This window comes from Kocuria marina (assembly GCF_000786655.1).
Lineage (GTDB): Bacteria > Actinomycetota > Actinomycetes > Actinomycetales > Micrococcaceae > Kocuria > Kocuria marina_A.
The window spans coordinates 52,577-68,908 of the sequence record NZ_JROM01000055.1 but is presented as its reverse complement, the minus strand read 5'-3'; the positions used below and the strand labels follow the sequence as shown (position 1 = coordinate 68,908).

The following is a 16,332-nucleotide window of genomic DNA, read 5'->3' as shown; positions in this document are numbered from 1 at the left end:
AATGAAGTGATCTCATGAGTGTTTCGCAAGAACTGTTCGACCGCGCCCAGCGCGTCATGCCCGGGGGCGTCAACTCGCCCGTGCGCGCGTTCAACTCCGTGGGCGGTACCCCGCCGTTCATCGCCGCGGCCAAGGGCCCGTACCTCACGGACGTGGACGGGCGCGAGTACGTGGACCTGGTGTGCTCGTGGGGCCCCGCGCTGATCGGTCACGCGCATCCCGTGGTCACGGAGGCCGTCCACGAGGCTGTGGAGCGCGGTCTCGGTTTCGGCGCCACCACGCGCGGTGAGACCGAACTCGCCGAGCTCGTGGTGGACCGCGTGGCCCCGCTCGAGGAAATCCGCATGGTCTCCACGGGCACCGAGGCCACCATGACGGCGCTGCGCCTGGCCCGCGGGTTCACGGGCCGCGACCTGGTGGTCAAGTTCGCCGGGTGCTACCACGGTCACGTGGATTCGCTCCTGTCGGAGGCCGGTTCCGGTGTCGCGACCCTGGCCCTGCCGGGTTCCGCGGGGGTCACCGAGGCCACCGCCGCCCAGACGCTCGTGGTGGCCTACAACGACGTCGCGGCGCTCGAGACCGTCTTCGCCGAGCACCCCGGTGAGATCGCCGCGGTGATCACCGAGGCCGCTCCGTGCAACATGGGCGTGGTCACCCCAGAGAACGACTTCAACGAGCACATCCGTCGGATCACCCGGGACAACGGCGCCCTGATGATTCTGGACGAGGTGCTCACGGGCTTCCGCGTCCACGAGGCCGGTTACTGGGGGCTCAGCAACCAGAACGGCGAGGACTGGGTCCCGGACCTGTTCACGTTCGGCAAGGTCATCGGCGGGGGACTGCCCACCGCCGCACTGGGCGGGCGCCGCGAGATCATGGAGTACCTGGCCCCCATGGGCCCGGTGTACCAGGCGGGCACGCTGTCCGGGAACCCCGTGGCTATGGCCGCGGGGATCGCGACGCTCAAGTGCGCGGACCGGATCGCGTATCAGACCATCGACCGCCGTTCCGAGCAGCTGCAGGTGGGGGTGCACGAGGCCCTCGATGCCGCCGGGGTCGATCACTCGATCCAGGTGGCCGGCAACCTGTTCTCGGTGGCCTTCGGCACGGGCGCCCACGGGGTCCACAACTACGCGGACGCCAAGGCCCAGGAGAGCTTCCGGTACACGCCGTTCTTCCACTCGATGCTGGACGCCGGGGTCTACCTCCCGCCCTCGGTCTTCGAGGCGTGGTTCCTCTCCGCGGGCCACGACGACTCCGCCATGGACCGGATCCTCTCGGCCCTCCCCGCCGCGGCTCGTGCGGCAGCAGAGGCTCGACCCGTCGAGGCCTGATCCGCTCCGCCTTTCCTGTACGAATTTTCCTGTACGACGACGGCGCGGTACCGCCCGGGTGGTTCCCGGCGGTGCCGCGCCGTCGTCTTTGTCCGCTGAGACGGCCGCGGTCGTGTGCGTGACGGTCGCGGTAGCGGTGCGGGTGGGGTCAGGGGCCTGAGCGGTCTCAGGGGCGCGGGTGGACCGGCCACGTGCCGTCCACCACGGCCTCGGGATCCCGGCGCCGGAAGTACTCCTGCAACGACGCCGCTTGCTCGGCCGCCCAGCCGATCTGCAGTTCGTGCAGGTCCTCGGCGGGTCGTTCGAGCTCCGCGAACCGTTCGGCCAGGGCGGTGGCGAGCCGCTCGGTGGCCAGTGCGTCCGCGGCGGAGGTGTGGGCGGCATCCAGGACCACGCCGTACTCCTCGCACAGTGCGCCCAGGGTCCGCTTGCCGCGGCGGTAGCGGTGCACCTGCTTGTTGAGCACGAACGGGTCCAGCACGGGCATCGCGGCCGGGGCGGGCAGACCGTGGCGCTCGCTCTCGCGGGCGAGGACGGTGAGGTCGTACGCGGCGTTGAACGCGAGCACCGGGATTCCCGCGCGCCACAGCCCGCTCAGGACGTCGTTCAGTTGTGCGGTGACCTCCGCGGCGGGGCGGCCCTCGGCGCGGGCCCGCTCGGTCGTGACGCCGTGGACCGCGGCGGCCTCCTCGGGGATCTCGATCCCGGGATCGGCGAGCCACTCCCACTCCCGCGTCACGGTCCCGGTGGCGTCCACGAGGACCACCGACGCCGTCACGATCCTGGCCTCCTGGGGGTCCCGCCCGGTGGTCTCGAGGTCGAACGCCGCGCGCTCTCCGGCGGTCCACGACGGCGCCGTGCCGGACTCCCTGGGAGCTACCCCCTGGGGTCCGGTTGCGGCGGGCGCGGTCGGCGCTGCGGGCTCAGTAGGCACGGTGGGCTCGGCCGGCTCGGCGGGCGCAGCGGCGTCGTCGTCGGCGGCCTCGTGTGTTCCGGACGTGCGGTCGGGAGAGGGCGCGGAGCGGGCGCCGTTGTCCTGCGCGGGCTCGGGTGCGGCGTCGAACAGCGTGGGCTGCTCGGGCTGCGGCGCGGCGGGTTCCTCGGGGCCCGCCGCGGGTGGCGGGGGCGGCACGTCGAAGAGGGCGGGTTGTTCGGTGTCACCTGTGTGCTGCGGGGAAGCCATGCGACCACGGTACCGGTCGGTGCGCGGGCCGTTATGCGTGTCGGATCACCGTGATGTGATCACCACATGCGAACGCAGCGTGAACCGTCCTGGCGCGTCCTCCCGCCCCGCGGCGTCGAATCCGGCGGGGCGGAGCCGGAGTTGGACCCCGCGCAGCGCACCGTCGTGGAGCTGCCGGCCGGGCACGGGCCGGTCCTCGTGCTGGGAGCGCCCGGGACGGGGCGCAGCACGGTGACCGTGGAGGGTGCGGTGCGACGGATCGTCGAGGGAGCCGATCCGCAGCGCCTGCTCGTGCTCGCGCCGTCGCGCGAACTGGCGGCCACGCTGCGGGATGAGATCAGCCGCCGTGCGCGCGCGACCATCAGCACGCCGCTCGTTCGCGCGTGGCAGGCATACGCGTTCGACGTCCTGCGCCGCGCCCAAGCCCAGGACCTGTTACCCGGGGTCACCACCACGCCCGTGTTGTTGTCCGGACCGGAACAGGACGCGTTCCTCGCGGAGATGATGCGCGGGCACGCCGCCGGGTACGGCAGCCCCGTGGTGTGGCCCGCCGAGCTCGATCAGGCCCTCGGGACGCGCGGCTTCCGCGGCGAGTTGCGCGAGCTGTTCGACCGCATGAACGAGTACCGCCTGGCTCCAGACGTCCTGGCGCGCTGGGCGCAGCCCCTCGGCCGCCCGGAATGGCGCAGCGCGGCGGCGTTCCGCGCCGAGTACCAGCAGATCCGTGCCCTGCGCATGCCCAATGCCTTCGACCCGTCCGAGCTCGTGGACCGCGCGGCCCGCGTCCTCGAGGAGAACCCGGATTTTCTCGCCCGGGAGCAGGACCGGCTGGACGTCGTGCTCGTGGACGACCTCCAGGACGCCACCCCATCCGCGCACCGGCTCATCGGGGTACTCACCCGGGGGCGGGACGCCGTGTTCACCGCCAACCCGGACACCACCGTCCAGGGGTTCCGCGGCGCCCGCCCGGACCTGTTGCGCACGCTCGAGGACCGGGTGGGCACCCCTGCTCGTCCCGTGCAGCGCTTGCAGCTGGGCACGAGTCACCGCATGCCACTGCGGGTCAACGAGGCGTGGCAGCGTGTGGCCCGGGCCATCTCGGTCGTGCCGGGGGCGCGCGTCCAGCGCGCACCCGAGCAACCCCGTGCGGCTGAGGACCACGCGTCTCACCCCGCGGGGGACACCTACGCCGCCGAGGACGCCCACTCTGTCGACGACCTCCACGCCGCCGACGACGCCGCAGCACCGGGTTCGGTGCGCGCGGCGCTCTTCGATTCGCCCACCGCCCAGGCGCGGTGGTGCGCGGACCACTTCTTGCGTTTGCATGTGTTGCACGGTGTTCCCTACCGGGACATGGCGGTGATCGTGCGCAGCGGTTCCCAGTTGTCGGCGCTGACCCGGCAGTTGTCGGCGCTGGGCGTCCCCACGACCACGTCCGCCGCCGAGACCCCGCTGCGCGAGGAACCCGCCGTGATCCCGCTGCTGCATGCCCTGCGCTTGTTGCTCGCGGCGCAGGATGCGGTCGCGGAACCGGACGGAGCCCTTGATCAGGAAGCACAGGGGGCCGCCCCGGGCCGGGACGGGCAGCCGGGCGACGATCCCGATTCCCGTCCCGAAACGACGGTGGAGGGCTCTGAGGCCGACGCTGAGGATGTCGGCCGCACGTCGGAAGCCGGGGTCGAGGGGGCGGGCCTTACTGCCGAGACCGACTCCGAGGGGGCCGGCTCGGATTCCGGGGCCGAGGACGCGGACCGTGAGCGGGCCGCCCACCGATCCATGCTCACGGCCAGTGCCGCGGTGGCCCTGTTGACGTCGCGGATCGGCGGGGCGTCCCCCATGGAGGTGCGCCGGATCCGCCAGAAACTGCGCGGTTACGAACTGCGTACCGGTGGTGGACGTACGAGCGACGATCTCCTGGTTCAAGCGCTTGCCGACGGTGTGTTGCTCGAGCTCGCGGAGGTGCACTCGGACTCGGCGGCGCGCGTCGCGGACATGCTCCAGGCCGGTCAGGAGGCGCTGGACGAGCCCGGCGCCACCGCCGAATCCGTGCTGTGGGCCCTGTGGGACGCGTCAGGGGTCGCGCCGCGCTGGCGGCGTCGTGCCCTGGCCGGGGGAGCGGAGGCCGTGCGAGCGGACCGGGACCTGGACGCCGTCGTGGGGCTGTTCGAGGCCGCCGAGCGGTTCGTGGACCAGGTCCCAGGCGCCACGGCGCGCGCGTTCATGGACTACATGGACCACCAGGAGCTGCCCATGGACACCCTCGCGGCCCGAGCACCCGCGGAGGACAACGTCTCCGTGATGACCCCCGCGGGGTCGGCGGGGCGGCAGTGGGCGCACGTGGTCGTCGCCGGGGTGCAACAGGGGGTGTGGCCCAACACCGCCCTGCGCGGTCAGTTACTGGGAACGGACGTGCTCACCGATGCCCTGGACCACGGGCCGGAACAGGCCACACAGTTGAGCGCGGTGGATCGGTTGCGGCAGGTGCGCTTCGACGAACTGCGGCAGTTCGCCACGGCCGTCTCCCGCGCCACGGCCGGCCTCACGGTCACCGCGGTGGCCAGCCAGGACGAGCAACCGTCCGAGTTCGTGGACCTCGTGGCCGGTGGGAGCCGCGACGATCCCGGCATCTCCGTCGAGGAACTGAGCGCACCCGAACCCCTCACGTTGCGCCAGCTCACGGGTGCGCTGCGCCGCACCGTGCAGCAACCGGACGCGGCCGCCCACGAACGCGAGGCCGCCGCGCGTCTGCTGCATGATTTCGCCGCACTCGCAGAGCCCGTACCGGGCGCTGCACCCGAGCAGTGGTGGGGCCGCAACGCACTATCCACCGAGGAAGCACTGTTCGCACCGGACGAGGCGGTACGCGTGTCCTCGTCCAAGATCGAGACCATCCACCGCAGCCCGCTCGACTGGTTCGTGAGCGAGGCCCATGCCACCGAGGTGACCGATCTGCGGCGCAGCCTGGGAACGCTCGTGCACGACATCGCCGAGCACCTCCCGGACGCCGACAGTGTCGAGTTGATCGCGCACCTGCGCCGCCGCTGGCCCTCCCTGGGCATGCCCCACGGCTGGACGGGGGAGCAGGAGCTCGAACGCGCGGAGAAGATGTTGCGTAAGTTCGCGCAGTATTCGCGGGAGATGCGCTCCGAGCACGGGCGCGAGCTCGTCTCGGTGGAGGGCAGTTTCGAGGTCCTCGTGCGCAGCGAGGCCCGGGACGCCCTGCTGACCGGGCGCGTGGACCGGCTCGAGGTGGACGCCCACGGGCGCCACGTCGTCGTAGACCTCAAGACCGGCAAACACCAGCCGACCAAGAAGGACATCCCCGAGCACCCGCAGCTGGGCGCGTATCAGGTGGCCCTGCAGGCCGGTGCCGGGCGGGCCATGCAGGAGGCCTCCCGCACCGAGGACCTGCATGAAGCCCGACGCCCGGAACGCATCGAGCTCCCCGAGGGCGCCGTGTCGGCCCAACCCGGGGGAGCGCTGCTCGTCCAGCTCGGCGGCCCCGCGGCATCGCCCGGTGTGCAACTCCAGGACCCCCTGGACGAGGAACATCGCTGGGCACGGGACCTCATCACGCAAGCGGCCCTCCTCGTGGCGGGCACCCGATTCGAAGCGCGGCACACCGCGGACCAGGAGGCCGGATTCGGGATCCGGTGCTCCGTCCCGTGGCTGTGCCCGCTGTGCGCCCAGGGAAGGCAGGTCACGGAGAAATGACCCAGCAGGATTCCGTCCCCCAGTCCCGCACTCCGCAGGACGTCCGGTACTCCCCGTACGAGATCGCGGAGGCGCTCGGGGACTTCCCACCCACCGAGCAACAGGCCGCGGTGATCGCGTCCCCGTTGACCCCACGGCTGGTCGTGGCGGGCGCGGGTTCCGGCAAGACGACCACCATGTCCGATCGCGTCGCGTGGCTCGTGGCCAACGGACTGGCCCGCCCGGACGAGATCCTCGGTGTCACGTTCACGCGCAAGGCCGCGGGTGAGCTGTCCCAGCGGATCAACCAGAAGCTGCGGAACCTGCGCCGCGCGGGCCTCATCGACGAGCCCGAGGACGACGACGCCCCGGCCGCCGCGCAGGAGCCCACGGTCAGCACGTACCACTCCTACGCGAACTCGCTCGTACGCAGTTACGGGCTGCGGCTGGGCGTGGAATCGGACACCGTCCTGCTCGGTCAGGCCCAGGCATGGCAGCTCGCGCACGACCTCGTGCAGAGCTGGGACGGCCCGTTGCCCGCGACCGTGCCCGCCGCATCCACGCTCACCACGGGTCTCATGCAGTTGGCGTCCGAGGCCTCGGAGCACCTCGTGGAACCGCGCCGGATCCACGAGTTCGTGGGCCGGCTGCGGGCGATGTGCCTGGACACCCCTCCGGACGGGCGGAAGAAGTCCCCGGGACGCAAGGTGCAGGACGCCGTGCGCCGGATGGAGCAGACGGAGGTCCTCGCGCAGCTCGTGGAACGCTTCCGCGCCGCCAAGCGCGTGGACTCCGCGCTCGACTACGGCGATCTGCTGGCCCTTGCGGCACGGATCGTGCGGGTGGACCCCCACGCGCGCGCGGTCGAGCGGGAACGCTTCTCGGTGGTGCTGCTGGACGAGTTCCAGGACACGTCCCACGCCCAGCTGGCGTTGTTCTCGGGACTGTTCGGGGAGGGGCACTGCGTCATGGCCGTGGGCGATCCCCAGCAGTCCATCTACGGCTTCCGGGGGGCGTCCTCCGGCCAGCTGTTCAGTTTCGTGGAAAACTTCCCGGTCCGGGGGTCCTCGGACGCGGAGCGGGCCCGGTTCGCGGACACGAGCTTCCTCACCACGGCGTGGCGCAACAGCCTCGCGGTCCTGGAGGTCGCGAACGCCGTGGCCGAGCCGCTGCGCACCCCGCCCGCGTGGAGCCGTTCCGCGGCCGCGGTCGAGGTCCCGCCGCTGGACCCGGCGCCGGGTGCGGTGCGCGGTCGTGTGCGGGTGAGCCGCTACTTCACGGACACCGAGGAGGCCCAGGCCGTGGCCGCGTCGATCCACGACCAGCGGGCCGCGCATCAGGGCCAGGCCTCGGACGAGATGCCCACCATGGCCGTGCTGTGCCGCAAACGCGCGCAGTTCGAACCCCTCCGCCTGGAACTCGAGGCCCGGGACATCCCTTACGAGGTGGTCGGACTGGGCGGGCTGTTGCACACCCCGGAGGTCGCCGACGTCGTCGCGATGCTCCACGTCCTCACCGATCCGGGCCGCTCGGACGCCCTCGCCCGGTTGCTCGCCGGTGCCAGGTGGCGGCTGGGTGCACGCGACCTCGCGGCACTCGGCGACTGGGCCGCGGCCCTCGAGCGCGGCCACGAGCGGGCCGCGCGCGGCGAGGATCCGGAGCCCGGCGACGACGCGGCCACCACCGGCGAGGATGCCGAGGAGCCGGTGGTCATGGCGGACATCGTGGACCGCGCGAGCCTGATCGAGGCGCTCGAGACACCGCCCCCCGAGGGCTGGGTCTCCTCCCGCGGTCGCGGGATCAGTGCCGAGGGCATGCGCCGGTTGCGCGCACTGCGCCGGGACGTGCGAGACCTGCGCAGTGTGCTCGGGGACGAGCTGACCACCGTGATCCACGAGGTCGAGACCGTGCTGGGCCTCGACATCGAACTCGCCGCGCTGCCCGGGGAGGATCCCGTGCACGCGCGGCGCAACCTGGACGGCTTCCACGACCAGGCGGTTCAGTTCACGGCCACGACCCGCACGCACGACGTCGCCGCGTTCCTGGACTGGCTCGAGGCCGCGTCCCACGAGGAGAACGGCCTGGAACTTCCGCCCGCGCACACGCGCCGGGACGCCGTGCAACTGCTCACGGTCCACGCCTCCAAGGGCCTCGAGTGGGATCACGTCTACGTCCCCGGGCTCAACAAGAACGACTTCCCCTCCAAGAAGTCCTCCGCGTGGACCCTGGAAGCGGCCAAGCTGCCGTGGCCGTTACGGGGCGACGCCGCTCAGTTGCCGCAGTGGGACGCGCGCGTCTCGGACGTGCGCGAGCTCGAGAGTTCGTACGAGGAGTTCGCGAAGGACGTCGAACAGTACGACCTCGCCGAGGAACGCCGGTTGGCCTATGTCGCGTTCACGCGTGCCAAATCCCTGCTCGAACTCTCCGGCAGCGTGTTCCGGGGCACCGCCCAGGAGGTCAAGGAGGCCTCACCGTTCCTGCTCGAAGCGCGGGAGTTGGTCGAGGGATCGAGTCCCGGGTTCGAGGCGGGCCCGTGGGTCGAGCCGGCACCGGATGCCACCAACCCGCAGCGGGACACCCGGGTCAGCGCGCTGTGGCCGTACGACCCCGTGGAGGGACCGGAACTCGTGCGCACCGAACGCTCCGCGGACGGCGAGCTCACGGAAACCGTGATCGCTCCGGCGCACCGGGGCCGTCGAGAGGTCATGGAACGCGCTGCCCGTGCCGTGGCCGAGCGCGGTTTCCCGGACACCCGCGAGCTCACGGACGAGGAGTTGGCACAGGGGCCCTCCGGTGACGTGGTCACGCGGTGGCGGCGCGAGGCGGAGCTGCTGCTGGGTCGCCGCGCGGCGTCCGAGGAGGACCGCAGCGTGCACATGCCCTCCCACGTCTCCGCGTCCGCGCTCGTGGCCATGGACACCGATCCCGAGGGGTTCATCAGCAATCTGCGCCGACCCATGCCGCGCAAACCGGGTTCCGCGGCCCGGGCGGGCACGGCGTTCCACACGTGGGTCGAGAACTACTTCGGGGACTCCGCGATCTTCGACGCGGACGAACTGCCCGGTTCCGACGACTACGTGGACGAGGACCTGGACCTGCCCCGGCTCGCCGAGACCTTCCGGAACAGCCCGTGGGCGTCGCTGGAGCCCTACGCGATCGAACTGCCCGTGGAGACCCCGGTGGGGTCGCTCACGGTGCGCGGTCGGATCGACGCCGTGTTCCGCACCGCGGACGGCTGGGAACTCGTGGACTGGAAAACGGGGCGAATCCCGCACGGTCAGGAGCTCAAGCGCAAGTCCGGGCAGCTCGCACTGTACCGGTTGGCGTTCGCGCGGTTGCACGAGGTCCCGGTGGAGCGGGTTTCGGCGGCGTTCTACTACGTGGCCGCGGACCAGGTGGTGCGCCCGCATGACCTCGCGGACGAGACGGAACTCGAGGCCGTGGTGAGCTCGCTCTACGAGGTGGGCGTGACGGATCCGGACGCCGCGGAGGAGCCGCCCTCGCCGGAGTGATGGCCGGGGGACAAGCCGTCGTCGCTGGGGTGACCGTCCGGGGCGGAGCCGCCGTCGAGGGTGCGACCGTCGGAGTCAGCGCGGTCCACCGAGTCATCGGCGGAGTCGCCGGTCCGATCCGCACCGGACGCGGCGGCCGACGCGGTCGAGGCGGGTGACGCCGGCGGGGCGGGCGAAGCGGCCGAGGCGGGCGGCGCCGGTGGGACGGGCGGCGGACCGGCCACCCCCGGGGACGGTGACGCGCTGGCCCGCACGTCCGCCGCGAGGGTCGCGAGCATCCGCTGGGCGTTGTCCACCATGGACGTGATGCCCCGGTCCACACCGCGCACGAGCCATTCCGCGAGCGCGAACTCGGCCTTGAGGTGTGCCCTGCGCAACAGATGACGGTCCGGGGGTTGGACGGCCGCCACGGAGTAGGCCTCCAGCACGGTGTCCGCGAACGCGGGGTCGGACATGCCCACGAGCCACGAGAAGTCCACCGCGGGATCACCCACGTGCAGATCACTCCACCCCGTGAAGGATGCGAGTGAACCGTGGTCCACGGTGATGTTGTCCTCGTGCAGGTCCCCGTGCACCACGCGCGTGGAGAACTGCCACAGGGTGGTGTCCTCGAGGGCCTCCTCCCACCGGCGCAACAGGTCCCCGGGGATCAGCCCCGTGGTCGCGGCCTGATCGAGGTCGTGGAGCATGCGCTTGCGGCACTGTTCGGCGCTGTAGGCGGGCAGGTCCGCGTCCATCACGAGCGCACGGGGCAGCGAATGAAGGCACCCGAGCGAACGGCCCAGTTGCACGGCCAGGGGAGCGCGCGGCGTCGCACTCGGGGAGGGGGCGTGCACGGGAGGTTCGGGATGTTCGTTCTGCCGCTGGAACTCCCGCAGGCTGAGCGTGTGACCCGGCAGGTGCGAGTACACGAAGGTGCGCAGCCCGTCCTGCGCCACGGACCCCGCGACCGTGGGTAGGTGGAACGGCAATCGCGAGCGCACGGACGGGGTGAACGCCTGCAGCACCAGGTGCTCGGTCTCCAGGCGCATGCTCGCTTCGGTGTTCAGGGGACTGCGGACGCGCCAGCGGCGACCCTCGGAGTCCTGGACCACGCACGAGCGGAAATCCGCGGCGTCGTCGGGAGAAGGACCGGTGGCCACAGGGGCCACCCCGGGCACGGCCGCGGCCGCGACGGCGGCCAGCAATTCGGGGGTCGTTCTCACCACACCCACCCTACCGGCCCGCCCCGGGAGGGGGCTGTGTACGCAGGGACATGGGTGTCCGGGGGCCGGTCTACAGTGGGCGGGTGACTTCTTCCCAGGACCCCTCCACCGCCCCGGCACCACGGCTGCGCCCCGCCGATCTGCCCTTCGCCGGCCGCCCGTTCGAGCGCGGCGCGGTGGAGCGGGAACGCGAGGATCTCGTGGCCCGAGCGGTGCAGGACCCTGACACGCGCGTGCTCGTCCTGCGGGGTGCGCACGCGCCTACCAACGGGGACCGGCTCCTGCTCGTCCCGGTGAGTGACGTGCCGCCGAGCACGGGGGATCCCGCCCGCCCGGACGTGTACCTGGGACGCCTGTCGGACGGAACGAGCGTGCTCCTGCGAACCTTCCCCTCGGACACGTCCCTGCCCGGTCACGATGGCGCACAGTGGGACGGGCTGCGCACCCTGGCCACCGCGCTGGACCCGGAGCACACGGCGCTGCTCGTCACCGCCCAGGCCGTGGCGCTGTGGCACCGGGACCACCCACGCTGCCCGCGCTGCGGGACGCTCACGAACGTGATCCGCTCCGGATGGGCCCGCGTGTGCCCCCAGGACGAGTCCCTGCATTTCCCCCGCACCGATCCGGCCATCATCGTGGCGATTGTGGACGATCACCCGGACCCCCGCGAACAACGGATCCTGCTGGGCCGCTCCGCGCTGTGGCAGGGCAATCGCTTCTCCACGTTCGCGGGGTTCGTGGAGCCGGGGGAGTCCGCCGAGCAAGCGGTCGTGCGCGAGGTGCGCGAGGAGGCCGGGATCACGGTGGACACCGTCGAGTACCAGGGATCGCAACCGTGGCCGTTCCCTCGCTCGCTCATGCTCGGGTACCGCGCGGTCGCCCATACCGCGCACGCCGTGCCGGACGGTGAGGAGATCCTGGACGTGCGGTGGTTCACGCGGGAGGAGCTCACGTCCCAGGCCGCCGCGGGTGAGATCACCCTGCCGGGGCCGGTGTCCATCGCCCACGCGCTGATCGTGAGCTGGCTGGGCCATGACCTGCCGGAGAGCGGGTGGTGAGCATGACCGAGCCCTCCGCCGAGCAATCCACACAGGGGTCCGCCGAGTCATCCGCCGAGGAACGGATCCTGGGGGGCTTGGACCCGGAACAGCGGGTCGTGGCCACCACGCTGCACGGGCCCGTGTGTGTGCGCGCCGGGGCGGGGACCGGTAAGACCCGCGCGATCACCCACCGCATCGCGTGGGGCATCGCGTCGGGTGTGTACACCCCGCAGAAGACCCTCGCGCTCACGTTCACCGCGCGCGCCGCTAACGAGATGCGCCAGCGCTTGCACGCCCTCGGGGCCCCGGGCGTCCAAGCGCGCACCTTCCACTCGGCGGCGCTGCGACAACTGCAGTACTTCTGGCCGCAGGCCGTGGGTGGGCCCCCGCCTGGACTCGTCAACCACAAGGCGCGGCTGCTCACGGAGGCCGCCCAGGGGATGCGCCTGACCACGGACCGGGCGACCGTGCGGGACGTGGCCGCGGAGATCGAATGGGCCAAGGTCTCCATGTACACCCCGGACACCTATGCGCCCGCCGCGCAGGACCGGGACATGCCCGCCGGCTACGACGTGCGCACCATGCAGCGGCTCTACCAGTCCTACGAGGACCTCAAGGCGGACCGGCACCTGATCGACTTCGAGGACGTCCTGCTGATCACCGTGGGGATCCTCGAGGAGGACGAGCGCATCGCCGCGGCCGTGCACGCCCAGTACCGCCAGTTCGTGGTGGACGAGTACCAGGACGTCTCCCCGCTGCAACAGCGGCTGCTCGACGCGTGGCTCGGTTCCCGCGACGACCTGTGCGTGGTGGGGGACGCCTCCCAGACCATCTACTCGTTCACGGGGGCCACGTCCCGGCACCTGCTCGAGTTCCCGTCCCGCCACCCGGGGGCCGCGGTCGTGGAGCTGATCCGCGACTACCGTTCCACGCCGCAAGTGGTCAACACCGCCAACCGGCTGCTCGCGGCCCGCCGCCCCCTGCCCGGTTCCACCCCGGACACGTGGGCCACGCCGCTGCGTTTGGTCTCCCAGCGCCCCGGGGGACCGGAGCCCACGTGGAACGAGTACCCGGACGACGAGGCCGAGGCCGCCGGCGTCGCCGTGCGGATCCAGGATCTGATCGACGACGGCGTGGCACCCCACGAGATCGCCGTCCTGTTCCGCACCAACGGCCAGTCCCAGGCGTTCGAGGCCGCGCTCGCGGACGCGAACATCGGCTTCCAGCTGCGGGGGTCGGAGCGGTTCTTCAACCGTCCCGAGATCCGCCAGGCCATCGTGCAGATCCGCTCCGCCGCGCGCACGGCCGGGGCCGATCGCGCGGACGTCCCCCGCCAGGTACGGGACATGCTCGGCTCCCTGGGCTACACGGAGCGTGCGCCGCGCTCGGACAGCGCCACCCGGGCCAAGTGGGAGTCCCTGCGCGCGCTCGTGGCCCTGGCCGACTCCATGGCGCAACGCGCCGCGCAGCAGGGCGAGACGCTATCGCTCGCGGGGTTCGCGCAGGAGCTCGAGCGCCGCGCCACCACGCAGGAGGCACCCGTGATGGACGGGGTCACGCTCGCGTCCATGCACTCCGCCAAGGGCCTCGAGTGGGACGCCGTGTTCCTCGTGGGGCTCTCCGAAGGACTCATGCCCATCTCCTTCGCGGACACCCCGGACGCCATGGACGAGGAACGGCGCCTGTTCTACGTGGGGATCACCCGCGCCCGCGAGCACCTGGTGTTCTCGTGGTCCCTGTCCCGCACGCCGGGTGGGCGGCCCAACCGGGCCCGGTCCCGTTTCCTCGACGCCGTGCTGCCCCCCGCGCCGCGCACCCCGGCACGACGCCGCAGCGGCCGCTAAGCGGGTGCGGCCGAGGCCCGGCCGGGACCGGTACCACCACCCGGTGACGCGTTGTGTGGTCGCAGCGCGGCGGGTGAGCGTGGACCGGAACCGGCCCGTGCGGCGTCGTCAGCTGCGCTCCGCGCCCGCCCAGAACTCGGTGGCCAGGCGGGCGAACTCGTCGGGCCGCTCGATCATGGGCCCGTGGCCGGTGTCGGGAAACCGGTGGCTGCGAGCCCCCAGGGCCTTCGCCCCGCGGGCGAGGTGACGGAAGGGCAGCACGGTGTCCTTGTCGCCCCACATGATGAACACGGGAACACCGGTGGCCCGCACGCGGGGGAGCAGCCGGCGCCGCCAGGGCCGCTTCACACCCGCGATCGAGCCGATCGAGCGCAGCATCTGCAGCATGGCCTCGGAGCCGCCGGGGCGCTGCGCGAGCTCGTAGCCGCGTTCCACGCGCTCGGGCGTGGCCAGGGCGGGGTCGTGGTACATGGCCCGCTCGGAGCGCAGCGCACCCTTGCGGCTCGGTGCCAGTGCGCGCTCGCCCACCCCGGGCAGCGCCGCGAGACGCAGGGCCGGGCTCACGCCCCGTCCGAATCCTGCGGAGTCCACGAGCAGCAGGCTGCGCACGAGTTCCGGGTGGTCGGCGGTGAGCTGCATGGCCACGGCCCCGCCCAGGGAGTTGCCGGCCACGTGGGCCGGTGCAATGCCCTGGGCGCGCACGAACTCCGCCACGCGGGAGGCGAGATTCGAGAGGCTCATGCCCTCGGTGGGGACCTCGGAGCCACCGAAGCCGGGGAGGTCCACGCTGATCACACGGTGCCGCGCGGCCAGACGCTCGTGCTGCTCGTCCCAGTCGGCTAGGCTGCGTCCGATCCCGTGGATCAGCAGCACCGGGGTGCCCTCACCGGTCTCGCGCCAGCTCAGCCCGTTCCACATCTGCGTGCTCACGCGCCCACCCCCGAGGTGGTGCGGGCGGGCACCGTGAACTCGAGTTGCTCGTCCTTCTCGGCACCCGGACGGAACAGCACCCGGTCCCGCAGGTAGTTCTGCCGCACGTTCCATGCCCCGTCGCGGCCCTGGCGGGGCAGCAGGTGCGCGCCACGCTGGATGTAGCCGGAGGCCAGGTCGATGAGCGGGCGCAGCCCGGTGCGGGGGCCGGAGTATCGGGGCGTGACGGCCACGGCGCCCTCGCGGTCCATGCGGTCCAGCAGCCGCCGGAAGTACTCTGTGATCAGGTCCACGCGCAGGGTCCACGAGGAGTTCGTGTACCCGATGGCGAAGGCCATGTTGGGGACGCCGTCGAGCATCATGCCGCGGTAGCTCACGCGCGCGGCCGGATCCACGGTCTCCCCGTCCACCACGAGATCCATGTTCCCAAGAAACTGCACGTTGAGCCCCGTGGCGGTGACGATCACGTCCGCCGGGAGGTGACGGCCCGAGCGCAGCTGGATGCCGTCCGCGGTGAAGCGTTCGATGGTGTCCGTGACCACCTCGGCGTGGTCCCCGCGCACAGCCTTGAAGAAGTCGCCGTCCGGTGCCGCGCACAGCCGCTGGTCCCACGGGTCGTACTCGGGGGTGAAGTGCTCGTCCACCGGGAAGGTGGGGCCCAGGTGCTTCACAGCCCCGCGGTGCAGCAGGTCCCGCATGGCCTGCGGTCGGCGGCGGCTGAACTCGTAGATGGCCATGGAGCGCACGATGTTGCGCCAGCGGTTGGCCTCCCCGGCCGCGCGCGGCGGCAGCCATTTGCGCAGCTTGATGCCAGTCTCGTCCCTGCCGGGCACGGAGGCCACGTAGGACGGGGAGCGCTGCAGCATGCTCACGTGAGCGCCGCGGTCCGTGAGCGCGGGCACGAGGGTCACGGCGGTGGCGCCGCTGCCGATCACGACCACGCGACGGCCCGCCACGTCCAGGTCCTCCGGCCAGTGCTGCGGGTGGACCACGGTCCCCTCGAACTCGGACAGCGTGGGCCAGTCGGGGGTGAAGCCCTCGTCGTAGCGGTAGTAGCCCGTGGCCATGAACAGCCACCGGCCGGTGAGCTGCTCGGCCCCGCCCGTGTGGACGTCGCGGTACGTGACGGTCCATGTGTGGGTTTCGGAGGACCACTGTGCCTGCTCGGCGCGCCGCCCGAACCGGATGTCCTTTGTGACGTCGGCCGCCTCGGCCGCCGCGTGGACGTAGTCGAGGATGGTGTCCCCAGTGGCCAGGCTGCGCTCTCCTGTCCAGGGGCGGCTGCGGTAGCCGAAGGTGGCCATGTCCGAGTCCGAGCGGATACCCGGGTACCGGAAGAGGTCCCACGTGCCGCCCATGTCCTCGCGCGCCTCGAGGATGCGGACGGTGCGGCCGGTGCCGGCAAGCTCCCGAGCGGCGCCGATGCCGGAGATCCCGGCACCGATGATGATCACGTCGACGTCCTGAATGTCCATGTGGTTCTCCAACTTCCTTGCGGTCTCGCGCCCCGGTCGGATCCGGGTGGTGCAGCCGGTGCCCGACGGCGTTCCCGACGGGTACCGGCTCCGAAACCTCGCGGCGACGTGGCCGC

9 protein-coding genes are annotated in these 16,332 nt (G+C 72.0%); 5 read left to right on the top strand and 4 right to left on the bottom strand.

Annotation, left to right across the window (positions count from 1 at the left end):
• Positions 1–14 precede the first annotated feature (14 nt).
• Positions 15–1,334 carry a glutamate-1-semialdehyde 2,1-aminomutase gene (gene hemL, locus AS25_RS11745; RefSeq protein WP_035965316.1) on the top strand — a complete coding sequence of 440 codons (1,320 nt, stop codon included), beginning with the start codon at positions 15–17 and terminating at the stop codon, positions 1,332–1,334.
• Positions 1,335–1,500: 166 nt separating this feature from the next.
• Here the strand turns inward: hemL and AS25_RS11740 are convergent, their stop codons facing one another.
• Positions 1,501–2,268, bottom strand: a complete 768-nt coding sequence (locus AS25_RS11740) for a 3'-5' exonuclease (protein ID WP_084118204.1) — start codon at positions 2,266–2,268, stop codon at positions 1,501–1,503.
• A gap of 315 nt (positions 2,269–2,583) precedes the next feature.
• Here AS25_RS11740 and AS25_RS11735 point away from each other — a divergent pair, with 315 nt between their 5' ends.
• Together AS25_RS11735 and AS25_RS11730 are read left to right on the top strand one after the other, a co-directional pair.
• Positions 2,584–6,231, top strand: coding sequence for an ATP-dependent DNA helicase (locus AS25_RS11735; protein WP_052160960.1), 3,648 nt, complete (start codon positions 2,584–2,586; stop codon positions 6,229–6,231).
• Positions 6,228–9,722, top strand: a complete 3,495-nt coding sequence (locus tag AS25_RS11730; protein WP_035965315.1) for an ATP-dependent helicase — start codon at positions 6,228–6,230, stop codon at positions 9,720–9,722. The genes AS25_RS11735 and AS25_RS11730 overlap by 4 nt, the downstream gene beginning before the upstream one ends.
• Here AS25_RS11730 and AS25_RS11725 read toward each other — a convergent pair.
• Entirely contained in the window at positions 9,665–10,927 is a 1,263-nt protein-coding gene (locus AS25_RS11725; RefSeq protein ID WP_084118203.1) for a macrolide 2'-phosphotransferase, read from the bottom strand. The two genes, AS25_RS11730 and AS25_RS11725, sit on opposite strands and share 58 nt — an antisense overlap.
• Before the next feature lie 83 nt (positions 10,928–11,010).
• On the opposite strand from AS25_RS11725, the gene nudC reads away from it, so the two are divergent.
• Together nudC and AS25_RS11715 are read left to right on the top strand one after the other, a co-directional pair.
• Positions 11,011–11,985, top strand: coding sequence for an NAD(+) diphosphatase (gene nudC, locus AS25_RS11720; protein WP_035965314.1), 975 nt, complete (start codon positions 11,011–11,013; stop codon positions 11,983–11,985).
• Between the two features lie 2 nt (positions 11,986–11,987).
• Positions 11,988–13,811: an ATP-dependent helicase gene (locus AS25_RS11715; RefSeq protein WP_052160975.1), complete on the top strand. Its 1,824-nt coding sequence runs from the start codon at positions 11,988–11,990 to the stop codon at positions 13,809–13,811.
• A gap of 108 nt (positions 13,812–13,919) precedes the next feature.
• On the opposite strand, the gene AS25_RS11710 is transcribed toward AS25_RS11715, so the two are convergent.
• Both AS25_RS11710 and AS25_RS11705 read right to left on the bottom strand, forming a co-directional pair.
• Positions 13,920–14,741 (bottom strand): alpha/beta fold hydrolase, encoded by an 822-nt coding sequence (locus tag AS25_RS11710; RefSeq protein WP_206051975.1) that lies wholly within the window; start codon positions 14,739–14,741, stop codon positions 13,920–13,922.
• Complete coding sequence (locus AS25_RS11705; RefSeq protein ID WP_035965309.1) at positions 14,738–16,216, bottom strand: flavin-containing monooxygenase; 1,479 nt, start codon at positions 16,214–16,216, stop codon at positions 14,738–14,740. The genes AS25_RS11710 and AS25_RS11705 overlap by 4 nt, the downstream gene beginning before the upstream one ends.
• Between the last annotated feature and the right edge of the window lie 116 nt (positions 16,217–16,332).